At 68.7% G+C, this 22,738-nt stretch carries 16 protein-coding genes and 3 pseudogenes; 9 read left to right on the top strand and 10 right to left on the bottom strand.

What is annotated here, in order from left to right:
• Positions 1-17: 17 nt before the first annotated feature.
• A complete protein-coding gene (locus ACFY1T_RS15465; protein ID WP_030865139.1) occupies positions 18-590 on the bottom strand; it encodes a TetR/AcrR family transcriptional regulator in 573 nt (190 codons plus the stop codon).
• 269 nt (positions 591-859) lie between these two features.
• Between ACFY1T_RS15465 and ACFY1T_RS15460 the strand changes: the two genes are divergently transcribed.
• Genes ACFY1T_RS15460 through ACFY1T_RS15435 form a run of 6 tightly spaced genes read left to right on the top strand, consistent with a single transcriptional unit; the run spans position 860 to position 7,281 of the window.
• Positions 860-1,882, top strand: a complete 1,023-nt coding sequence (locus ACFY1T_RS15460; RefSeq protein ID WP_390788561.1) for an agmatine/peptidylarginine deiminase — start codon at positions 860-862, stop codon at positions 1,880-1,882.
• A 27-nt stretch (positions 1,883-1,909) separates the two neighbouring features.
• Entirely contained in the window at positions 1,910-3,595 is a 1,686-nt protein-coding gene (locus tag ACFY1T_RS15455) for an ABC transporter substrate-binding protein (RefSeq protein WP_390788560.1), read from the top strand.
• Positions 3,592-4,551 carry an ABC transporter permease gene (locus ACFY1T_RS15450; RefSeq protein ID WP_390788559.1) on the top strand — a complete coding sequence of 320 codons (960 nt, stop codon included), beginning with the start codon at positions 3,592-3,594 and terminating at the stop codon, positions 4,549-4,551. Before ACFY1T_RS15455 ends, ACFY1T_RS15450 begins: the two co-directional genes overlap by 4 nt.
• The gene (locus ACFY1T_RS15445; protein ID WP_390788558.1) at positions 4,548-5,405 is read left to right on the top strand and encodes an ABC transporter permease; all 858 of its coding nucleotides are present in this window, start codon (positions 4,548-4,550) and stop codon (positions 5,403-5,405) included. The genes ACFY1T_RS15450 and ACFY1T_RS15445 overlap by 4 nt, the downstream gene beginning before the upstream one ends.
• Positions 5,402-6,487 carry an ABC transporter ATP-binding protein gene (locus ACFY1T_RS15440; protein WP_390788557.1) on the top strand — a complete coding sequence of 362 codons (1,086 nt, stop codon included), beginning with the start codon at positions 5,402-5,404 and terminating at the stop codon, positions 6,485-6,487. Before ACFY1T_RS15445 ends, ACFY1T_RS15440 begins: the two co-directional genes overlap by 4 nt.
• Entirely contained in the window at positions 6,484-7,281 is a 798-nt protein-coding gene (locus tag ACFY1T_RS15435) for an ABC transporter ATP-binding protein (RefSeq protein WP_390788556.1), read from the top strand. The genes ACFY1T_RS15440 and ACFY1T_RS15435 overlap by 4 nt, the downstream gene beginning before the upstream one ends.
• Positions 7,282-7,295: 14 nt before the next feature.
• Here ACFY1T_RS15435 and ACFY1T_RS15430 read toward each other — a convergent pair whose 3' ends face one another.
• Entirely contained in the window at positions 7,296-7,997 is a 702-nt protein-coding gene (locus ACFY1T_RS15430; protein WP_390788555.1) for a TetR/AcrR family transcriptional regulator, read from the bottom strand.
• A 174-nt stretch (positions 7,998-8,171) separates the two neighbouring features.
• Between ACFY1T_RS15430 and ACFY1T_RS15425 the strand changes: the two genes are divergently transcribed.
• Positions 8,172-9,353: an agmatine/peptidylarginine deiminase gene (locus ACFY1T_RS15425; protein ID WP_390788554.1), complete on the top strand. Its 1,182-nt coding sequence runs from the start codon at positions 8,172-8,174 to the stop codon at positions 9,351-9,353.
• Between the two features lie 92 nt (positions 9,354-9,445).
• Here ACFY1T_RS15425 and ACFY1T_RS15420 read toward each other — a convergent pair.
• Positions 9,446-9,715, bottom strand: a pseudogene (locus tag ACFY1T_RS15420) (VWA domain-containing protein); the annotation flags it as partial.
• Between the two features lie 669 nt (positions 9,716-10,384).
• Between ACFY1T_RS15420 and ACFY1T_RS15415 the strand changes: the two are divergent.
• On the top strand, positions 10,385-10,789 hold the full coding sequence (locus ACFY1T_RS15415; protein ID WP_390788553.1) for a low temperature requirement protein A: 405 nt from the start codon (positions 10,385-10,387) through the stop codon (positions 10,787-10,789).
• Positions 10,790-10,897: 108 nt separating this feature from the next.
• Here ACFY1T_RS15415 and ACFY1T_RS15410 read toward each other — a convergent pair whose 3' ends face one another.
• From ACFY1T_RS15410 to ACFY1T_RS15380, 7 genes and pseudogenes are all read right to left on the bottom strand, one after another.
• Positions 10,898-12,844: a TniQ family protein gene (locus ACFY1T_RS15410; RefSeq protein WP_390788552.1), complete on the bottom strand. Its 1,947-nt coding sequence runs from the start codon at positions 12,842-12,844 to the stop codon at positions 10,898-10,900.
• Positions 12,845-12,849: 5 nt separating this feature from the next.
• Complete coding sequence (locus ACFY1T_RS15405) at positions 12,850-14,100, bottom strand: AAA family ATPase (protein ID WP_390788551.1); 1,251 nt, start codon at positions 14,098-14,100, stop codon at positions 12,850-12,852.
• Positions 14,097-16,469: a transposase gene (locus ACFY1T_RS15400; protein WP_390788620.1), complete on the bottom strand. Its 2,373-nt coding sequence runs from the start codon at positions 16,467-16,469 to the stop codon at positions 14,097-14,099. Before ACFY1T_RS15400 ends, ACFY1T_RS15405 begins: the two co-directional genes overlap by 4 nt.
• 17 nt (positions 16,470-16,486) lie before the next feature.
• On the bottom strand, positions 16,487-17,368 hold the full coding sequence (locus ACFY1T_RS15395) for a TnsA-like heteromeric transposase endonuclease subunit (RefSeq protein WP_390788550.1): 882 nt from the start codon (positions 17,366-17,368) through the stop codon (positions 16,487-16,489).
• 183 nt (positions 17,369-17,551) lie between these two features.
• Entirely contained in the window at positions 17,552-18,808 is a 1,257-nt protein-coding gene (locus ACFY1T_RS15390) for a hypothetical protein (protein WP_390788623.1), read from the bottom strand.
• Positions 18,809-18,997: 189 nt separating this feature from the next.
• Positions 18,998-19,492, bottom strand: a pseudogene (locus tag ACFY1T_RS15385) (TniQ family protein); the annotation flags it as partial.
• A 662-nt stretch (positions 19,493-20,154) separates the two neighbouring features.
• Positions 20,155-20,268 (bottom strand): annotated as a pseudogene (locus tag ACFY1T_RS15380) (LLM class flavin-dependent oxidoreductase); the annotation flags it as partial.
• 215 nt (positions 20,269-20,483) lie between these two features.
• Here ACFY1T_RS15380 and ACFY1T_RS15375 point away from each other — a divergent pair.
• Entirely contained in the window at positions 20,484-22,649 is a 2,166-nt protein-coding gene (locus tag ACFY1T_RS15375; protein ID WP_390788549.1) for a DUF262 domain-containing protein, read from the top strand.
• Positions 22,650-22,738 lie beyond the last annotated feature (89 nt).

Genomic DNA, 22,738 nt, shown 5'->3' with positions numbered 1-22,738 from the left:
CCGCGAACCCCTCCGGCTCAGCGGCGGTCCAGTTCCACCTCGATGGCGTCCATGAGCAGCCGGCGCGCGTGTTCCAGGGGCAGGGAGCCGCTGAGCCAGCGGACGCTGAGGCCTTCGAGGAGGGCCGTCAGCCGCTCGGCCGCGGCCGCGTGCGCCGGGGCCGTGCCCATGGGCCGGGCGTGCCCGAGGAGGTCGGCGATCTCGTGCACCCAGGTGTGCGTGGCCCTGGCCACGTCCTCGCGCAGGTCGGCGTCGAAGACGGCACTGGCCCTGAGCTCTCCCCAGGCGGTGCTGTTCTCCCGGACTTCCGGGGTGTCCTGGAGTTCGAGGAGCAGCACCTGCGAGAGCTCGGTCCGCGGGTCGACCCAGTCCTGGCCCGGATCGCGCTCCGCCGTGTAGCGGTCGGCGCGGTCGCTGATGAACTCAAGGGTCCGGCGCAGGATCCCGGCGCGATCGGTGAAGTGGTAGTAGATCAGCGAGGTGGACACCCCCGCTTCGGCGGCGAGCTCTCCCACGCGCAGTCCGCGCACGCCGCGGCGCGCGATCACTCGCGTGGCGGCCCTGAGTATTTCCGTTCGACGGTCTGACACGAGGTGTCACTCTACCCGCCGAGCCGGTCACATGGGGCCATTTCCTGATCGAACAGTCAGGTTCTTTCCCGGCCCGTCGGCGCACCATACCCGCTGGTCAGACACATGAACTTGCGGCGCCTCACAGCACCGCAGCGCCCGCGAACCCCTCGCGGGGCAAACGACTGGCCGAATCGACGAGTACTTGGCCAGAAGCATTGACTGAATTTTCAGTACGGAGGAGGATGCGGGCACACGCCCCTCCCCTCCCTTCACACACAGGAGCGACCATGACGGATTTCCGGATGCCGGCCGAGTGGACCGAGCACGAGGGCTGCCTGATGGCCTGGCCGACGCGTCAGGAACTGTGGGGCGAGGTCTTCGACGAGGTGAAGGCGGAGTACGCGCAGGTCGCCGGCGCCATCGCGCAGTTCGAGCCCGTGACCATGGTGGCGCTGCCCGGCGCCGGCGCCGAGGCCCGTGAGCGGTGCGGGGAGGGCGTCACGGTGGTGGAACTGCCGCTGGACGATTCCTGGTTCCGGGACTCCGGGCCGATCTTCGTGCTCGGGCCCGACGGACGGCGTGCGGGGGTGGACTTCCGCTTCAACGCCTGGGGCGGCAAGCACCACCCGTACGACACCGACGACAAGATAGCGGCCGCCCTGCTGGAACACCTCGGCGTGGAGCGCGTCGCCTCCCCGATGATCCTCGAGGGCGGCGCGATCACCGTCGACGGCGAGGGCACCCTGATCACCACCGAGCAGTGCCTGCTGCACCCCAACCGCAACCCGGGGATGAGCAAGGAGGAGATCGAGGCCGAGCTGATCGCCCGCCTCGGCGTCACCAAGGTGATCTGGCTGCCGTACGGCGGTCTGCTGGACACCGAGACCGACGGGCACGTGGACGGGGTCTGCGCGTTCGTCGCCCCCGGCAAGGTGGTCGTCCAGCTGCCGAGCGACCCCGAGCACCCGGACCACGAGCGGATGCGGGTCAACCGCGCCGTCCTGGAGGAGGCCACCGACGCCGCCGGCCGCCGCCTGGAGATCGTCGACCTGCCGCAGAGCGCCTTCGTCGAGGTCGCGGGCCGGGAGACCGAGGTCGGCTACCTGAACTTCTACATCGCCAACGGCGGGGTCGTCGTCCCGGTCGCGGGGGTCCCCGAGGACGAGGAGGCACTCGCGGTCATCGCGGCCGCGCTGCCCGGCCGCAAGGTCGTCGGCGTCCGCTCCCGCGTGATCGCCTACGGGGGCGGCGGCGTCCACTGCATCACCCAGCAGGTGCCGTCCCCGGTGCCCGTCGCCACCTCCCGCTGAGCGTCGAGCAAGGAAGAGAGAGCATCGATGCCGAGATCCCTCCCCCCGTCCGGAACCCACTGGTCCGCACACCGGTCCGCACAACGGTCCGCACGCCGGTACGCGCTCCCCGCCGCGGCCCTCGCCGCCGTCTCCCTGGTCGCCGCCTGCTCCGGCCCGCCCAAGGGCGGCCCGGCCCCCGGGAGCGCCGCGTTCAAGCTCTCCGCGGGCACCCCGGCCGCCGCCGGCGAGCTGGACTCCTTCACCTGGGCCCTGTACGCCGAACCGCCCACGCTCGACTACGTCTCCGCCTTCGACTACCCGCAGAACACCATCGTCTCCAACGTCTGCGAGTCCCTGATGCGGTGGACGCCGCAGCTCACCGTGGCTCCGGGCCTGGCCGAGAAGGCCACCAACCCCGACCCGAACACCTGGGTCTACGACCTCCGCGCGGGCGTCGCGTTCCACGACGGCGGTGTGATGACCGCCGACGACGTGGTCTTCAGCCTCGGCCGGCAGGCCGACCCCGAGGGCGGGTCGGCCTGGAACAGCAACTTCGCCAACGTCGAGTCGATCACCAAGACGGGTCCGCTCCAGGTCACGGTCAAGCTGAAGCAGCCCGATTCGCAGTTCCCCCAGTACATGGCGACCGCCGCCGGAGTCGTCGCCTCCAAGGCCGGCGTCGAGAAGGCGGGCAAGGACTACGGCACCTCGGGCAGCCTGGACTGCACCGGCCCCTTCAAGCTGGGCACCTGGAACAAGGGCCAGTCGATCGAGCTCCGGCGCTTCGACGGCTACTGGGGCACCAAGGCGAAGTCGGCGAAGGCGGTCTTCACCTTCCTGACCGACCCGTCCGCCCGCACCAACGCGATGCTGAACGGCGAGGCCGACGGCGGCTACCTGATCCCCACCGAGAGCTACGACCGGCTGAGCAGGAGCGGGGTGGGCACCCTCTACTTCGGCGAGGGACTCAGCACGGTCAACGTCAACGTCACCAGCATGAAGGGCGCGCTCGGCGACGTACGCGTGCGCAGGGCGCTGTCCATGGCGCTGGACCGCCGCGGGTTCGTCAAGGCGGGCCTGGGCGGCGCGGGCACCGCCACCAACTCCCTCACCACCAAGGCCGTCTGGGCCGCGGCCCCCGAAGACGTGCGCAAGGTCGCCTTCGACGGGCTGCCGTCGCCCGAGCAGAACATCGAACAGGCCAAGGCGCTGATCAAGGAGGCCGGCGCCACCGGCAAGACGGTGACCATCGCCACCAGCGCCATCGGCCAGGACGTGTCGCTGCTGGCCACCGCGGTCCAGGCCGCCGGCAGCAGGATCGGGCTCGACGTCCGGCTGAAGACCATCGCCCCGAACGCCTTCACCGCCCTGTTCACCGACCCCCAGGCGCGCGAGGGGCTGGACATGTTCCCCGAGACGTACTACGACTCCATCACCGACCCGATGGACCTGCTGAGCAACTTCCAGACCGGGGCGTTCCAGAACTACGCCGGCTACAGCGACCCGGCCTACGACGACCTCGTCGCGAAGGCCCGCGCGGAGTACGACCCGGCCCGCCGGACGGCGACGGCCGCCCGGCTGCAGCAGAAGGCCGCCGACGAGGTCCTGTGGATCCCCGTGGCCGAATGGCCCACGGCGGTCTTCCTGAACAAGAGGATCACCGGGGCGCCCACCACCATCTCGTACCTGTACTCCCCGTGGGCGGCCGACGTCGGGGCGGCCACGCGATGAGTTTCCTGAGATTCGCCATGCGGCGGCTGGCCGAGATGGCGGCCACCCTGTTCGGCGCCTCGTTCGTCATCTTCGGCGCCATGTACCTGGCGCCCGGCAATCCGGCGAGCTTCCTGCTCGCCGGGCGGTCGGCCTCCCCGGAGGCGCTGCAGGCGATCAACGCCCAGTACCACCTGGACGAGCCGTTCGCGGTGCAGTACCTGCGCTGGCTCGGCCAGGTGGTCCAGGGCGACTTCGGGCGCTCGATCACGTACCGCACCGACGTGTCCCGGCTGCTGGCGGACCGGCTGCCCAGCACCCTGCTGCTGATCTCCATGGCGCTCGTCCTGGTGCTGGCCGCCGGCCTGCTGCTGGGCTGGATCGGCGCGGTGCGCGGCGGCGCCGCCGATTCGACGATCCTCGTCACGACCACGTTCGCGATCGGCACCCCGTCGTTCGTGGCGGCGGTCCTGCTCCAGGGCCTGTTCGCGGTGAAACTGCACTGGTTCCCCACCGGGGGCACGGGCGAGGGCCTCGGCCAGATGCTGTGGCACCTCACGCTGCCCGCGGTCGCGCTGGCGCTCTACCTGATCGGGATGCTCGCCCGCGTCACCCGGGCCGCGATGGTCGAAGTCCTCGGCCAGGAGCACGTCACCGTCGCCCGCAGCCGCGGGGTCGCCGCGCACCTGGTCGTCCGCCGGCACGTGTTCCGCAACGCCCTGGGCACCGTGCTCACCACCGGCGGGCTGATCGTCTCCACCCTGCTGGTGACCACCGTGCTGGTGGAGTCCGCGTTCAGCGTGGGCGGCATCGGCCAGCTGCTCGAACTGTCCACCACCACCAAGGACTTCCCCACGGTGCAGGCCATCTCCCTCATCATGGTCGCCCTGTTCATGACCGTGAACCTCCTCGTCGACCTCCTCCACCCGCTGGTCGACCCCCGGGTCGCCCTCGGCCCCCGGAAGCAGGCGGCATGAGCGCCACCACCCTGCTGCGCCGGCCCGGCCTCGCCCGGATCCGGAGCACCCGCGCACCCCTGTCCGCGCTCTGCCTGGGCTTCGTCGCCCTGGTCGTCCTCGTCGCCGGACTCGCCCCGTGGATCGCCCCTTGCGATCCGAACGCCGTCGACCTGGGCAACGCCCTGGCCGGGCCGTCCGCCGAACACCTCCTCGGGGTCGACGCCTCCGGACGCGACACGCTGTCCCGCCTGGTCCTGGGCGCCCGTACCTCCCTGCTCGGCCCGCTCGGGGTGGTGGTCTTCTCCACCCTGGCCGGGGTGGCGATCGGGACGGCCGCCGCCTGGCGGGGCGGCTGGCTGGACTCCGTCCTGTCGCGCAGCACCGAGCTCGTCTTCGCCTTCCCCGGCATGCTGCTGGCGATCCTGATCGTCTCGGTCTACGGGGAGGGGCTGATGGCCCCGGTCATCGCGCTGGCGATCGCGTACCTCCCGTACGTCAGCCGGCTCACCCGCTCCCTCGTCCTGGCCGAGCGGGAGCGCCCGTACGTGGAGGCCTACCGGGTCCAGGGCCACTCCGGGCTCCAGATCTGCCTGCGCCACGTCGTCCCCGGGGTCGCCCCGGTCGTCCTCGCCCAGTCCACGATCAACTTCGGCTACGCCCTGATCGACCTGGCCGGCCTCTCCTTCCTCGGCCTGGGCGTACCCGCCCTGACGTCCGACTGGGGCCGCATGGTCTTCGACGGCAAGACCGCCATCCAGTCCGGCTACCCGCTCTCGGCGATCGTGCCGTGCGCGGCCATCGTCCTGACCGTGGTCGCCTTCAACGTCGTCGGCGAACGCCAGGCCGACAAGGTCGCCGGGAGGGACCGATGAACACCCTCGACACGGTCTCCGACCCGGACACCCCGGATGCACCGGACACCCTGGACGCCCTCGACGTCCGGGGGCTGCGACTGCGGCTGCCGGACAGTGCCAGGCCCGTCCTCGACGGGGTCGACCTCACCGTCGCCGCCCGGGAGACGGTGGCCCTGGTCGGCGAGTCCGGCTCCGGCAAGACCCTCACCTCCCGCAGCGTGCTCGGCCTGCTGCCGGCGGGTGCGCGGGCCCGGGGCTCGGTACGGGTCGTCGGCGACGACGTCCTCACCATGACCGCCGGTCAGCTGCGGGTCCTGCGCACGAGCACCGCGGCCATGATCTTCCAGGACCCGCGGGCCGCCATCAACCCGATGCGCCGCGTCGGCGACTTCCTCACCGAGAGCCTGCGCCTGAACGCCCGGATGAAGAAGGGCGCCGCCGAGGCGCGGGCGGTGCGGATGCTGGAGGCCGTCGGCCTCTCGGCGGCCGCACTGCGGAAGTACCCGGGACAGCTCTCCGGCGGCATGCTGCAACGGGTCATGATCGCGGCCGCGCTCATGGGCGACCCCGCGCTGATCCTCGCCGACGAGCCGACCACGGCCCTGGACGTGACGACGCAGGCGGAGGTGGTGGCGCTCCTGGGCGAGCTGCGCGAGAGCTTCGGCACCGGGCTGCTCTTCGTCACGCACGACCTCGGGCTCGCCGCGGCCATCAGCGACCGGGTGTACGTGATGTACGCGGGCCGGATCGTCGAAACGGGCCCCGCCGAGGAGCTGTTCGCGCGGCCGCGCCACCCGTACACGGCGGCGCTCCTCGATTCGACCCCGCGGCTGGACTCGCCGCGCGGCCGGCTCGCCGCGATCGAGGGCCGCCCGCCGAGCCTGCGCGAGGAGGTGACGGGGTGCCCGTTCGCGGCGCGGTGCGCGTACGCGAGCGACCTGTGCGGCCGGGAGGCGCCGGCTCTGCTGCCCCTCGACGGGGGCGGGGCGGGCGGCGCGGGCACGGCCGGTCACCTCGCCTCCTGCCACCACAGTGACCAGGTCCGCTGCGCGCCGGGCGAACAGGGCCGGTCCCCCGCCCGAAAGGAGAGCCACCGATGAGGAAGACCGTGCTGGAGGCCGTCGGCCTGCGCCGGGCCTACGGGCCCGTCCAGGCGGTGGACGACGTCTCGTTCCGGCTGGCCGAGGGCGGATCGCTCGGCATCGTCGGCGAATCGGGCTCGGGGAAGACGACCACCGCCCGGATCGTCGTGGGGCTGGAGCACGCGGACGGCGGCCGGATCCTCGTCCACGGGCGGGACCGGGGCGATCGGGCGCGCGGCAGGGCACGACGTCTGGCGCGGGCCCGGGAGGTGCAGATGGTCTTCCAGGACCCGTTCCTGTCCCTGGACCCGCGCACGACCGTGGGCGGCGCGCTCCGCGAGACCCTGCGGCTGCACTTCCCCGGAGCCGACCACGGCCGGCGCGTGGCCGAGTTGCTCGACCAGGTGGGGCTGGGGGCCCGGGAGGCGGACGCGCTGCCGCGGCAGCTGTCGGGCGGGCAGCGCCAGCGCGTGGCGATCGCCCGGGCGCTGGCGGTGGAGCCGGCCGTCCTGGTGCTCGACGAGGCGGTGGCCGCGCTGGACGTGTCCGTACAGGCCCAGATCCTCAACCTGCTCGCCGACATCCGTGAACAGAGCCGCATCGGCTACCTGTTCATCACCCACGACCTGGGAGTCGTGCGCTGCGTCACCGACGACGTCGTCGTCATGCGGCACGGCCGGATCGTCGAGGCGGGCCCGACCGCGCAGGTCCTCGCCGCGCCGGAACACCCCTACACCCGGCTGCTGTTGGAATCGGTCCCCCGGCCGGGCTGGGATCCGCAGGGCATCGCGGCGGCGCGGCGCGCCCTCTGAGGGGGCGCGCGGGGTCAGGGCCGGCGTACCGCCGCCGCGGTGAGGCCCTCGACGAGGACCCGTACGGTCGCCTCGGGATCGACCCGGGAGTCCAGGGACTGGAGGGCGGCGAGCCCGTCGGACGCGGCGGCCAGCGCCGTTCCCGGCGGGACGGGGTCGAAGGCACCGTCGTGCTCGTCCGCCAGCACCCGGAACAGCCGGACGAAGCACTCCCGCCAGCGCAGGTACTCGGCATCCACGGCGGCCCGGACCCGGTCGTCGTTCAACGCGAACCAGTGGAGGGCGGAGTGCAGGCGTGACAGGTCCGGGCCCTCGGGCTGCGTGAGCAGTCCGATCACCCGCTCGGCGCGCTCGGCGAAGGAACCGGGGCGGTCGACCGCCGCCTCCATCGGACCGATCCACTCGGGCCCGATGTCCTGCACGACGGCCACGATCAGGTCGGTGCGGTCTTTGAAGTGGTAGTGGCACATGCCGTGCGAGATCCCGCAGAGCGCGGCGACGTTGCGGGTGCTGAAGCGGGCGAACCCCTCGCCGGCGAGCAGGGTCCGGGCGGCGGCGATCAGCCGCGCGCGGGTCTGCTCGCCCTTGGCGGAGGTACGGGACGTGCGGAGGGTGCGGGCCGGAGCGGGCGGGCGGCCGCCCTCGGCCCGTGTCGCCGTTTCCGCCGTTTCCGCTTCTTCCGCTGCGTCCGCTACGTCCGCTGCTTCTGCTGCCACGGCGCCACTCTAACGACCCCGCGTCCACGGCACCGCAAGAACGATCAAGAGAAGCCAACTCCCTTCATTCACTGGCAAGTTGATGCGTCCAAAATTATTGACCGAGCGCTCGGTCAGTAATACGTTCCGGGCCAATCGGTGGAGCGATCCACCCTGGCTGATCGGAGAAGAGTGATGAACGATCACGCTGCACCCCGGGACCCGGCCGGCGGAACGCCGCGACGGGCCCTGGACCGGCGGGGCTTCCTGGCGGCGGCAGGCCTCGCGGCCGCGGGCGCCGCTCTGGCGGCGGCGGGCGGCGAGGCCTTCGCCGCGGCCCGCCCCTCGGCGCGCTCGGCGGCGGCCGCCGGCGGGTTCGCGGTCCCGCTCGACACGGTCCGGCACACCCGTACCTGGATGGCGTGGCCGGACAGCTCGGCCATCTGGGGACGGAAGCTGGCGGGTGTCCAGGCCAACATCGCGCTCATCGCGAAGACCATCGCCAAGTACGAGCCCGTCGTCATGTGCGCCAACTCGGCGAGCGTCTCGAAGGCGAAGAGCGCCTGCGGACCGGCCGTCACGGTGATCGGTTCGATCCCCGTCGACGACTGCTGGATGCGCGACAGCGGACCGGTGTTCCGTACGAACGGCGCGGGCGGACTCGACACCGTCGGCCTGAACTTCAACGGCTGGGGCAACCAGCAGACCCACGCCAAGGACTCCCTGGTCGCCGGCCGGATCGCGGCCTACGTGGGGGTCCCGTTCACCACCGCCTCCTTCGTCGGCGAGGGCGGCGCGGTGGAGACGGACGGCGCGGGCACCCTCATGGCCACCCGCAGCAGCATCATCAACCCGGACCGCAACCCCGGCCTGACGCAGTCACAGATCGAGGCGGCGATGTGCGGGGCCTTCGGCGCCTCCAAGGTGATCTGGTTCAAGGGCGTCCTCGGCCGTGACATCACCGACGACCACGTCGACGCGACCTCCCGTTTCCTGGCCCCGGGCCAGGGGCTGGTCCAGATGCCGCTGGCGAGCGACACCGACCCCTGGTCGAACGATGCGCGCCAGCAGTACCAGATCCTCTCCACCTCCACCGGTGCCCAGGGCGGCCCGATCTCGGTCACCAAGCTCCAGGGCCCCGACTACAACCTCATCCGCTCCACCGACCCGAACTTCGTGGGCGCGTACGCCAACTACTACGTGTGCAACGGGGCGGTCATAGCGCCCCAGTTCGGCGATTCCCGAGCCGACGCCGGCGCCAAGTCCACCCTCCAACGCCTCTTCCCGGGCCGCACGGTAGAGCAGCTCAACATCGACAGCCTCGGCGCGGGCGGCGGCGGCATCCACTGCGTCACCCAGCAGCAGCCCGCCCCGTAGCGGCGCCCGTCGCACGGAAGGAGGGGGTGCCCCGGTGAAGATCCCCGTCACCGGGGCACCCCCGCCCGGCCGCGCGACGGCACGCCGTCCCGTCAGCCCCGCAACCAGACGGCGAAGGCGTCGACAAGGCCGGCGTAGAACCGCTCGTCGGGCACCGATCCCGGGTTCTTGCTCGCGTCGTAGAAGGCGACGTTGGTGAAGGTGGCGGAAGCGGACGCGTTGAGGTTCTTGTAGAACGCGAGCTTGCCGCGGCCGAATCCGACGAACAGCCAGAAGACACCCGGCGATGCGGTGTTCTGCAGCAGGGAGCGGACCTCGGACTTGTCCCAGGGCTCGTCTCCGACCTGGGTCACGACGAAGGCGGGATCCGCGGCAGGTACACCGCCGCCCGCCGGTTCGCGATGTCCCGCTCCACCAGGGCCTTGCCGGCCTGGCGTGCCGGTGTGCGCGGCCTTCCCCGGGTGGAGGGATTGTGACCAAGACTTCTAGTTGGCACTAGTCCACGGTCCTGACCTGCGGTGATGCCAGGTAGCTTCGGCCCTCCTGGGGAAGAAATCAGAGGGATACTTGGCGCATACGTACACCGCAGGTCACAAGGGGTGCCAGGCGAATCCTGCTGAACGACCCCAATGCCAGGATTACCCAGCTCAGGAGAGTGCGGACTTGACGCCCCGATCAGGTTCAGATCCGCTCGGTAGCACGTCGGGAAACATACCGGGAAAGCCGCAGCGCACGGCGCGCTTTGGGCCCCGCTCTGCGAGCACGCGGCGGGCTTGACCTGCAGGTTGAGAACCTTGTCGAGGTTGCAGATTTCCGTGCAGGGACCGAGTTCGATCGGCTGCCCCTGGTGCATGCGACGCAAAGACCTTTCGGAACCCCTCGTCTACGCCGCGCCATCACGCCGTAGACGCATGGTCGGAGTCACTCTCATTCTCAGTGACCCAAATCCGCGCTAATTCGATGGATGCCAAATTGGCAGTGGGTGGGTCAGGTGCCTTGTCAACTCTCATTTCCAGCGGCGTTCCTCAGGCATGTCGGCGTTCGGCGATGCAGGGCTGCGGCGGCAGGTCGCCGTCTCCTGGTCACCGGTACTGGCCAGCTCCGGTCTCCTGATCGCGGGTGCCACGGTTGACGGCGGGGTACAGACGGCGCTGTTCGCGGCGACGATCGCGGTGGACTGGGGCGGGGTCTACCTCACCTCCCGGCGCGGCAACTGGCTTATCCACAGCGCCGCCTACTTCACCGAGCGGCACGGACTGTTCGTCATTCTGGTACTCAGTGAGTCCCTAGCCGTACTGGGTGCGGGAGTCGCCGAGCACCCGATTGGCACGCCTCTGGTGATCGCCGCGATGCTGGCCACGCCGTTCTCTGGCCGCTCACCGGAGAACGCCGCCGGCGTTTCCCCGGGCCCTCGAATGTGTTCGAAGCGGCAGTGAGGGGATGGGCCCCGTACGGGGGCGTTCCGCAGCGACTGCCGGGCGGGTCGCTTCCTGCGCGTTCGGGTGAAGCCTGGCTACCTTGGGATCAGTGTTTCGGTGGTTCTGTTACGAGGCGCAGGGTGCCCCGTCCCGCGTGACCCCGTCGTCCCTGGGTGTGCCCGTCATGAGTGCGGTGTGGTGAGCTTGGTCGCACGCTTGCGCTAGGTGCGTAGCGTAGAGCTCGAGTCGGCCTGCCAGTAGGGCCTTCTCACCTTTGGTGCGGCGGGGGGCCGCGCGTAGCTGGTTCACGCTGGCGACCACAGCCGTCGTGTCGCGCCCGGACGTCCGTAGGGCGGTGAGAGCAGGGCTGTGCAGGTAGTCGCCCTGCGTGACGTGGGCCCAGACCAGTGCGGTGGCGGCTGTCGGGCTCGGTGATGTCGGTGCGGCTTTCAATGTCGTGAATCCGGCGTGGAGTTCACGCCAGGTCGCATCTGACACGCTCCAGAGGAGCAAGGTGCGACGACGATGGGCGTAGTCGATGCGAGAGGTGCGGGAGTCCAGGTGGCGGGCGGTCCGTGTGACTGCTTGGTCGAACTCCGTCCAGGATTCCGCGGGTTCCAGGACTCGCTTCAAGATGTTGAGGCTCTGCTGGGCCGTGCTCCAGGGGGTGTCGAGCGCTTCGGCGCAGGCAGACCAGGCGCCTCCGGCTGTCATCTCGGCGAGCTTCAGTGACGCGGCTCGGCGTAGGTGGCGGGTGTTCCAGTCCGTCAATGGCCCCACGCGCTCGCGGAGATCGCCGAAGTGAAGGTCCCACCACGCCGTCGGCAGCAGTGCCGGAACGTGTTCGACGCCGAACTGGCAGTCCCGAGAGGGTGTGCGGAGCCGGCTCCGTGGGTGACCGCCTGCGTGGTAGAAGCCGTTTGTCTTCCGGGCCAGCGCGCGTGCCAGTGTGGGAGAGAAATCCATGCGTCGGAGCGCTGCGGCCAGGTTGGGCGTGAGGCGTTCGAAGGCCAGACGTGCCAGCGGTTGAACTCGGCGCCGGTACTCGGCGTCACCTTCATCGCGGTAGCTGAGAAGCTCGTCGGCCGCAACGAGGAGGGCCGCGCACTGGGCGGGGTCGTCCGGGGCTCGCCAGGGGCTGGCTGGCCGCGGGCCGGGGCCGAGCGGCTGACCCAACTGTCTGGTGATGGGCGTGGCATGGGCATCGATCAGTGAGACCAGAGGGGCCGAGTGGACCAGATCCGCTCCCAACGGCCAGCTGAACTTGATCAGATGGGCCAGGGTGACCAGGTCGCGGAAGTAGTGCGGGTTGGCGGTTTGCCCGGATTCGTTGGCAAACAGCCACTGATCGATGCGGAGTTGAAGGGCGAGTACACGATCCAAGTCACCGGGTCCCAGCTTGGGTGCGGTGCCAGGAAGGTGATCGAACCGGGCGCCGCAGCTGTGAGGGGTATCAGCCATCTTGGACCGTGTACCCGGCAGCGGCTGACGGCACTGTGCGGGATGGAGCCCCCTGACGGCCCGTTGGATGAGCAGGCCGGATCGTTCGGTTCCGGGAGACCGGTTGGGCAGGTTGCGGCACTGCGGACAGGGGCCAGACAGCGGTAGAGCGTGCGTGGTGCACGCGAAGGCGACAGGAAGATGCCAGCGGAGCTTCCAGGGACCACCGAACTGGTTCTGCACGGGGCTTCCGTCGCCCGCCAGGCACAGAGAGCAGAAGCGGCTGGAGAGATTGACCGCCCAACGCTGCTGCGCAGCGGCATGGTTGCGACCGCGGTCGAGACGGGTCGCGTAGAGGGGCGCGTACCTGGCGGCGAGTCCCGATCCGGTCAGCGTGAGTGCCTGCGTTTCAGCAGCGGAGAGCCGTGTGGCTTCGGCGAAGGGGCCGGCAATGGGTGAGGGCAAAGCGAGGAGATAGGCGGCAGGCAGGCGACGATGCGGGGTGCTGAAACCGCACAGTTTGCCGATGCGGGCCGGTGACAGCTCCAGTCGGTAGGAGAGCCGCAGGAGGAATCCGGGAAGTGACTCCTCGGGCAGTGGGGCCAGACTGCGGGCCAGGGGCCGGTGTCCCACGTGGTTCACCCTGCCGATGCGGCGGCATCGGGGCCGTCGTCGTCGAACACCGTGTTGCGCCCCTTGGACTGCCTCTTCTGCTTCGGCTCGTGGGGTGGAATGTGGGGCTGTTCTCCGGATTCGGCGTCGAGGTCGGGCATGTCGTCGGGCGTGACGGTGAACTGGTCGAACAGGCTCTTGGTCAGGCGTTCGCTCTTGTCCTCCATGGCGCGGCGGCAGCCGTGCTGGATGAGTTTCTCCAGGATGCCGACGACGCCCTTGGTGCGGTTGAACAGGTACTCGGGCATGTTGCCCTCGGTGAGCATCCCGGTGGTGTCGTTCAAGAGACGCAACTGACTCTCCACGCCTCGCAGATGGGTCATCCATGCCTCCATCTGCTGGGTGGTGGAGTAGCTGAACGGGTTGAGGTCGACGACCTGGAAGCGGCGTTCGTGCTGGCTGGCGGCGTGGTCGTTGGGGCTGCGGCCGCGGTCCTTGACCGGCTGGTAGATCCACTCCTGGGTCTTCGAGTCGCGGCGGCCTTCGCGCAGCAGGCCCGAGGTGGGGATGCCGACGCCGACGAGGACGAGCGCCACGGGCATGCTCATCATCTCGCGGATCAGGTCGAGAACGTCCTGGTCGGCCTCGCGGTGGAGCTTGAGGCGGGTGATGTCGTCGATGACGAGGGCCTTCGTGGCGTGCTCGATGACCGCCGTCTTGACGGTGCGGACAAGGTCTTCCAGACGCATGCCTTTGTAGTCCTCGCCGTAGAAGTCGAGGATCCGCTGGCAGGTGGAGATGGGGGTGGCCTTGACCGGACAGCGTACGTAGGCGACCGGGGCGACCAGGTCGCGGGTGCCGGGCATGGCGTCGGGATTTGCGTAGTCGTGGAGGGCGAGCCATTCCTCCTGGAAGCCGGCGAGGGCCTCACACACGGTCTCGGTCTTTCCCTGGGCGCCGTCGCCATTGACCATGATGCCGCCGCGGGTTCCGGCCTTGTGGCTGAAGGCGCCGTCCTCGACGCGGGCCAGCGCCGCGTGGGCGACGTGCTCGCTCATCGGTGTGGCCTGGATGGTCAGGGAGCTGTGCGTCGCGAGACGGTGCAGGTTGTGGATCCGCTGCTGCCGCGGTGTCAGGCGCGCGAACTCGGCAGCCGTGAGGATACGAGCCGGGACGAAGGACTTGCGTGTCCGGCACCACGTGTTCCAGCCCTCGACGGTGGTGCGGTCCACAGCAGGACCGGGCAGGAACGACAGCGGGTTCTGGCGGTGGGTCACCGGCCGGCCTCTTCCTCGGCCTCGTCGGCCGTGATGGGGTTGACGTCGAAGTCGTCGTCCAGCAGAGCCAGCAGGCTGGAAGAGCGGAGTTTCTCGGACAGATCGGGGGGTGGGGCCATCTGGTCGGGGACAGCGGCCTCACGACGGCGCCGCCGCTCGCTGTCCACCGCGTTGTGGACCTGCTGAGCCCGCTCCTTCGGGCGCAGGGGCACGACCTTGCCCTCGCCGGCATCTGCTCGCGCTGCGGGAACCGCGACCGGCCGAGCCAGCCGGCCCTTGCGGACCGCGCCCGTGGGACTGTCGGCGTCGGCTGCGGCTGCCTGCGCGACTTCACGTGCGTGCTCGGTGCGCTGCTTCTTGGAGAGTTGAGTCGGCCACTGCTCGACCGAGATGTGGCCACCGATCAGCTCCAAGAGGACGGGCAGGAGTTCGGTGTCCGCCTTCGGAGCGAGCCCCCTCCGGCGCAGCTCCCGCATGGCTTCCCTGACACGGGCGTCACCGAAGGCTGGAACCTCGCCTTCCTCGGGCAGTCCCGTCCAGCGCAGCGTGTGCCACTCGTGGGTCATCGGGTCCTGGAAGAACACAAAACACGGATCGCGCGGGTCACGGTGGACGACGTACTTGTTCTTGTTCCTTCCTCCGCGGCCGGAGAGCTTCCCGCGGTAGGAATCCAGTGCAGGGCCGTCGTACCAGAGGTTCTTGACCTTCACACCGCGCTTGCCGTGGACCATGAGTCTGTGGCTGGGAAGGAGCTGATAGTAGAGCTCGGCCGGCGGAATTCGAAGAGCGAAGCCGCCCTGGGATATCGCCGCCGCGAACAGGCTGTTGGGGCTGTGGTCACCGCGCGGGTCCCAGCTCGGCGCGTACGAGCCGAACCGCCGGTTCTGCCATGTCTTGACGACCCACGTGGCGATTAGATGTTCCATCTCCGTCACGGTCAGGCAGGCGTCCGCCTCCGGATCCACGCCCCGGTCGGCCGTGTCCGTGCCCTGGTAGCCGAGCAGGACGGCGAGCAGCAGCGACTTGATGGCGCCGAAGGTCCGCTCCACGGAGTGCTTGTCGGTCGGGCGCAAGACGCGGCTGGGTTTGATGTTCGCCCCGATGACCCGCTGCACCTCGACGAGGTGATGATTGCGGTACACGGAGCCATGGTCGGTGGTGACGGTCTCTGGAGCGAAGAACGGAAGACCGGCGACCTCGTACCCGGCGAAGTCCGCGACCACCGTGCCGGGCACGCCGGGGTAGGCCCACTCCATGGCCTCGCCCCAGTCCGGGCGCATCGGCAACGGCATCATCATGTCCCGCAGCACCATGGCCACGTCGATCGAGGAGTCCGAGACAAGACTGAGCCGGAACGCGACGATCGAGCGCGTGTAGACGTCCAGGGCCAGCGTCAGATGCACCGACACCGGGTCGCCGAACACGTCCTCCAGCACCTTCACCGGCATCACGGTGCTGTCCAGCGCCACCACCTGCCCGGGCCGGTGCACCACGATATGCCGACCGGTCGCGTACTCCTTCGCCTTCGCCGCCGAACGCGCGTAGCGCTGCCGCCCCCCGTTGGAGCCGAACCAGTCCTTCCAGATGGCCCGCAGGGTGTCGTAGCCGGGGACCTCCACGCGCGGCGCTCCAGCAGCCTCGTCGTCGAGGGCGTCAGCGCGTGGTGTGTCAGGGCCGTACATCTCAGCAGAGTTGAACGTCTCGTGGATGTACTGGCGGATCAGGAACTCTTTGTCCCGCATCGTCAGCTTCGAGCGGTGCCGTGACTCCTCGTACACCGCATAGAGGGCCTCGCGCAGTTCGGGAGTGATCTTGTGCCCGGTCGCCTTCCGCAGCCACCGGTCGTCCGCCACTCCGATGGGACCGTATCTCGCGTGGGCGGTTCCCCAACGGATCAACGTGCGAAGACTCACCTCAAGGAGGCCGTTCGCCTTCGCCTGCGCGGGCGTCTCGGACGCGGCCCTGCGCAGCTCGTCGGCTTTCGCAAGGCGGCGCTGGGTCAGCGTCGTGGTGTCCGGGTCGTACTGCGGCCGTGGTTCGTGGGGCAGTGCGGCGAGCGGATGTCCGTTACGGAAGCCGGTCTCGGCCTCCCACAGGTGCTCCATGCGGAGCATGACGATGGTGCGCTGCTCTGGTGTGAGGTCGTCCAGCGACTTGGGCTGCCGGCCCCGGTCCGCGGCGGGCAGGTCCGCGCGGGTCCGCGTGGACGGCCGGCAGTCCGGACGGTGGATCAACTCACCCACCGATGCCTTCCAGCTCTCGCCGTCCTCGTTGACGAGGGTCACCCGGCCGAGGTGCGGCAGACAGGACTGGACCTGCCATGCGGTGTTGCTGATGATCAGCTCGGCGCCGGGCTCCAGGTTCCACATCGGCTCTGTCGCAGTGCTCACCGCGGAAGCTCCCGATGATGCTTCCGGGGAGCCACTCGGATCAGGCTCGCGTTGCCGAACGGCACGGAGAGATCGACGCCGAGGTGCCGATGCCAAAGCAGGTGGATCGCATGTGCACGGGCGATCGCCGGGATACGGCAGCGCTCGACCAACTCGCCGAAGGGAAGCGGGCCTTGCGCTGCCGCCTCCCGCAGATGCTCCTGAGTCCCCAGCACATCCGGCAGCGGCCGCCGCTCCGCGGACAGCGTGTCCACATTCGTCCACGCATGCTGCCGCCATCCCCCTACGACGCCGTACCGCCACCCTGCCGACAGCGCGGTCTCCGCTGCCGCGGCGAACTTCAACGCATCCTCCGGCTCGATACGATCGGCCGGACGTACATCGATCAGGACGAGCCCGGAATCCGTCAACAACAGGAAATCGGGCGTGTGCCGAATCGCCTTCCCGTCGGCGAAGAACCGCAGCCGGAACGGCTGACAAAGCGCCTCCACCAGGCCCGCGGCGAAGTCGGCCACGAGCAGCAGGCGTTCCTCCTCGTGACTCTCGAAACCGTGGTGACGGTCGGTCGACATCAGGTACTCGAGCCCAGGACGGTGGAACTGGTCGGTGCGCCAGGTGAACCGGCGCACGGGGACACTCCGGCGCAGATCCACCTTGTCCAGGTCGCGCACGGGACTGGTGACCGGTGTCCGGCCGAACTTCCACGTCGTGGTCCAGCGCACCGGCCACTTCTCGTCGAGATCCAGGGCGTACGCGTAGTCCGTGAAGCCGACGCACAGCACGGCGAGGTCTTCAAGGGTGCACGCATCCGACCACGCGCCATGAGGACCCGACGTCGATTTGGTGTGCAAACTCCGCCCGGTGAGAGCTGAGTTCATTCGAGATCGCCACCTCCGCATCATGATCTGTACGCCAAGAACGCGATGACGGTATGGCGATCCGGACGCCTGAGGCGGTCAGATTTTCTAACATCACACGTTCGAGTGAATGTGAGGCTGTTCTGCTGCCGTGGCCCAGGGCGGTGATCGTCCGCCTGGCGCGGGCCAGCCGACCGCGGACAGTCAGGCTGGCAATCCCTGTGAAATGACCTCGGCATCCTGGATTCGAAGGTCCTCGCCTCGGTCACAGGCTGATGCGAGGCGTGCGCCGTACTGATCAAGCCTCCGCCGGAGCGTCAGGCGGGCTCCTTGTTGATGGTCCGGGCGGTGATAGAAGCGGCCTACGAAATTGGTCAGTGAGTCTTTGGTGCCGGAATGTACCTGCTGAGCCACGTCGAGTAGCGGGTGGTGCAGATGCTCGGCCTCATTGACGTGCGACCACACCAGGATGGTTCCCGCGTCCGGGTTGTACGTCGAGCCCATCCTCTCCAGCCGGGGTATCCCGGAGCACAGTGCCCGCCAGTCGTTCTGAGGCAGCCGCCAGTCCGACAGCACGCTGCGCCGGTGGGCGTAGTCCGGCTGGATCGTGAGCTGCGAGAGGTGATCGCCGGCGTCCCGTACGGCGTCCTCGAAGTCCGGCCAGAGGCCAGACTGGTGGAGCCGGCGCCCGAGAACATTCAATGTGTGTCGACCTGTGCTCTCCGGCTTCCCGAGCGCCACGGCGCAGTTCGGCCAGGTGTCTCCACAGGCCATTTCGGCGAGCCGGAGCGAGGCTGCCCTTCGAAGGTGGCGTCGCAATTTTGGATCGAGGTCAGGGAGGTGGCCGAGAAAATTGGAGAAGTGGAGGTTAAGCCACGACTCGGGAAGATATGGAGGTACGTGTTCGAGGAGGAAGCCGTCGGTGCGGGAGCGAGCTCGTACCCGGGGGTCCCACTGGAAGCCGTGGAGCCGTCGGCTTGTCGCGCGACTGAAGGAGAGGGACACTCCTCCCTGGCGCCCCAGGCGCCTGGTGAAGTCCGGTGCTCGCTTCTTGGTTTCGCGACTCAGGGGGCGGATGCGCTCATGGAGCGAGGCAAGATCACGGTTGCCAAGCAGGGTTTCGGCCGCGAACAGGAGGGCTCCGCACTGCGCGGCATTCACTGGGGGAAGGCGCACCTGGAAGCCCAAGTAGCGGCCTGTGGTGAGGGGCGCGGCGTAGGCGTCGATCAATGAGGTCAGTGCGGGCGACGCTGCGAGCGAAGAGCCGACGGGCCAACTCAGAACAATCAGTTGGGCCGCGGCGATGAGGTCCGGGAGATAGGCGCCGTCGTCTTCCCCACCTTCCCTCGGGTTGGTGGGGCTATCGGCCAGGTGTTGCTCAAGGCGCCTCTGGAACGCGAACAGCCGCTCCAGATCCTGTGGGGGAAGATGATGGCCCATTCCGACGGCAGCCTGATCCACCTCATCCAGCCGTGCCCCACAAGGGAGTTGCCGAATTCCAGAGCCGGTTGGTTGCCCCGGCGCGGGGTTCCGGCACTGAGCGGGGTGCAGACCCGCGATGCCCGGTCTGCAGATCAAGCTGGTGTGCTGAGTTGTGCGTCCGTTTGGCGCGGCATGGCAGGCAGGGCACGCACTCTCCAACAGGCGATGGTGCGTCAGACATGCGAACACGATGGGGAGGTGCCACCTCAGCTGCCACGCGCCGCCGAACAGTTCCTGAACCGGCGACCCGTCGCCACGCAGGCACTCGGGGCAGTAGCGACCGGGGAAGGCCATGGCCCAAGTAGAGGCACCCGCACGGCCCTTGGCGTGCGTCGCCGCGCGACGTAGATCCGCCAGAGCGGGAAGACGTTGCTGCAGGCCCGCCAGGGTCATGCTGGTGACCTCGGTCGGCGTGAGTTGCATGGTGGTGCTGAACCTCTCGAGCACTGAGGGTGAGAGGGTTCGCAGGTGCTGCGGTAGCGTACGCCCCAGCGCCATGAGGCCGCTCAACTGGGCGAGGCGTCTCGGCGTACGCTCCAGTCGGTACGCCGCGCGCAGTAGGAATCCTGAGAGCGATTCCTCGGGTAACGGGGCCAGGCTCCGGGCGAGCGCCCTGCACGACGGAGGACTTGGTGGCGTGGATGGGGCTGGAGTTCCCGCCATTCGTTTCGCTGGGGCGTTTCCGTGCGGCGCGGTGTTGTGGGACTCATGCTCGGCCAGCCGGACCCAGCGGCGCACGGTATCCCGATGTACGCCGAGTTCGTCAGCGAGGCTGCCGTACGTAGGCTTCGGGTGGGTCTGCTGGTACCTCTGCACCGCGCGGTCACGTAACTCCAGCGGATAACCTGTGTGGCCAGCCACAGTGCAGAGCGCCCTCTCTCGTCGGTCCCGATCGACTCATGCTCGGCCCCCAGGGGCTGGCCGCTCCGAGCCCCCCGTCGCAACCGACACATTCTCACAGGCCGGCCATGGTGGCTGCCAGTCAAGTCGACATGGAAGGGTTGACGAGATTCTGTTCGGTGTGGAGCAAGCTGACCGCTCCGCAGCGCTCGTACGGATGAGCCCCGGAGAGGCAGAGGGCAACCCCCTGCTACAGGCCGGCAGGACGGTGGTGCATCACAGGATGTCATCGAGCCTCTGGTTGAGGGGAGGTTACCCTGCCCATGCTCGGCTGGGTGTGACCTGTCAACTGTGCCGATCTCGTCGTGCCTGTGTTCAAGCGAGAGTGGGGGCGGGGGCGTTGCCTGCGTCTCCCGCGATGCTTGCGAGGGCGGCAGAAACTCCGCCTGTGGCTGGTCATGTGCCAAATGGCCGTGTGCCTGGCGGTCGGTGCCTGGGGCGCGGCCGAGGCCGAGGCCGACGCGGCCGGAGGCGAGGGACTGGAGCATGCCGAACTGTTCGGCGACAACGAGCGGCGGGTGGTTGGGGAGCATCACACACCGCCGGAGGATACGGGTTCGACCATCCGCGTTCCAGAGAGCGAACTGGCGTAGAACCCAGAACGGGTGCAGGAGTTGCCCGAAATGCCGGATAGATGGTCGGTGCTTCGCCTTGCCTGAGCATGCTCCTGTGGGTTGCCGCGAAGACGTCAGGAATGTCCGAGGCCCGGCGTAGGGTTCGTATCCGGTGCCGATGGTCAAACAAGGGAGGGCGCGTGCACGACGGCGGGGAAGCACAGCTGGTAGACGGGCGCGGCCAGACAGTCAGTCAGCTTTTCAAGGACGTCCGGTACGGGCTGGAGTACTACCAGAGGGAGTACACCTGGACTCGCCGGAACATGCAGGAGCTTCTGGACGACCTGTCCAACCGGTTCCTTGACCAGTGGAAGTCCGGGCATGAGCGCGCTGATGTGCGCTTCTACCGGCCGTACTTCCTCGGGTCGATCGTGACCTACGTGAGCGACCGCACGTACCTGGTCGATGGCCAGCAGCGGTTCACCTCGCTATTGTTGCTCCTCACTCATCTACGCGGGCTCCTCGGGGTGGACGAGGACCTGGAGGATGACGCGACCGAACTCGACCGGCTCATTCGCTCGCGGCAGTACGGCCAGCGGTCCTTTACGCTGGATGTCCCGGAGCGAGATGCCTGTATGGAGTCGCTTCTGAGGGGGCGCGACTTCGTCCCGCCATCGGCTGCGTCGCTGTCGGTGAAGAACCTGTGGGCCCGTGGGTGCGATCTCGCCGAGGACTTCCCCGCGACGCTGCGGGGGGAGCCGCTGCCCTACTTCGTCGATTGGCTGCTCCACCGGGTCTGCCTCGTCGACATCCGCGCCCATGACCGGGACAACGGGTGGGAGATCTTCGAGACCATGAACGACCGGGGCGCGCGACTCACGCCGCTCGACCTCCTCAAGGGCTTCCTGCTCTCCCACGCCGGTCAGAACCACGGCGAGCTCAACAAGGCATGGCGGGACATGCTGTCGGGACTGACGAACGCCGGCGCCCATCCGAGCGACTTCATCAAGACCCTCCTACAGGCACGCTACGTCCAGCCGGACACCCCTGACCTGCACAAGATCGATGGTTCGTTCCACGAGTGGGTCCGTGAACACGCGGAACTGCTCGAGCTCACACGCCCCGATCAGTTCCGTCGGTTCATCACCGATGTCCTCATTCCCTCCGCCAAGAGGTACTCGCTCGTCCAGAGGGCGACGGCGGAACACGTCCCCGGTCTCGAGACGATCCGGTACAACGCGGACAACGGTCTCACCGCACAGTTCACCCTGCTGACCGCAGCGATGAGGCCCGAGGACGACGAGGACACCTTCATCGCCAAGGCCCGATTGGTGGCACGCTTCCTGGACCTCATGCTGGCTCGCCGCATGGCGAACAGCGCGCCGATCCAGAACGTCGAGATGCTCCCCGAGATCATGCCGTTGGTGCCCCTGGTACGGGAAGCCGCGACCGTCGGTGAGCTCTCCCAGCTCCTGGGCCGGGAGGCGACCCAACTCGGCCATGATTTCTCGGGGATCAACACCTTCAAGCTCCGCAGCGATAATCGCAAGCAGGTCCGATATCTCCTGGCGCGGATGACTGCCTTCGTCGAGGGCGGAAACGGGAACCCGGATCGTACCGCGGAGTACCTCGGTCTCGAGGCGGGCGCGCGCCCTCACGAGATCGAGCACATCTGGGAGAACCACTACGACCGGCACAAGGAGGCCGGCAGCGAGGAGCAGTTCCGCAACCAGCGTGACCAGCTCGGAGCTCTCCTCCTACTCCCGAAGTCGGACAACGCGAGCTACCAGGACGCCGTCTATGAGCGGAAAGTCGGGTTCTACCGGCGGCAGAATCTCCTAGCAGCTCTCCTGCACCCCGAGTCCCACGAGCGTAATCCTCGGCTGCGGCGCTTCATCGAGGACCACGGCCTGTCGAAGCTCGCGAAGCCGTACGGCGACTCGTTCCCGCCCTCGGCGATCAAGGAACGGCAGCGTCTGTACCGGCACTTGTGCGAGCTGCTTTGGAACCCCGCAGATTTGGGTTTCATCGTGCCCGCGGGCCAGACGGCAAAGCGGACCGCCTCCACGCGCGCGCACTACGGGGTCACCCCAGCCCAGCTGATCGCTGTCGGCCTACTCAAGCCTGGCGCCCGGATCAGCACGACCGGTAAGAGGGAGACTCAGTACGCTGTTCTACTCGAGGACGGGCGCGTGAAGCTGGACAACGGTGCTGTCTATGACGCCCTGTCAACCGCAGGGCAAATGGCACTGAATATCACGTCGTGTAATGGGTGGACCACCTGGCAGGTGGAGACCGAAAACGGTACCGAGAAGCTGATCAAGATTCGACAGCGGGCGCTCGAGCGCGGGCTGCTCATCACCTGACCGGCAGCTCCCTCTACTCCGGGCGGGCAGAGAGTCGTTGAGACGTCTATGCCCGCCCGCAGCAGTATCCGGCTGCGCTGGCGGCAGCC

The sequence above is a fragment of the Streptomyces sp. NPDC001194 genome (assembly GCF_042896985.1).
GTDB lineage: Bacteria > Actinomycetota > Actinomycetes > Streptomycetales > Streptomycetaceae > Streptomyces.
The sequence above is the reverse complement of the archived record's forward strand: the minus strand, read 5'-3'. Positions and strand labels throughout refer to the sequence as shown.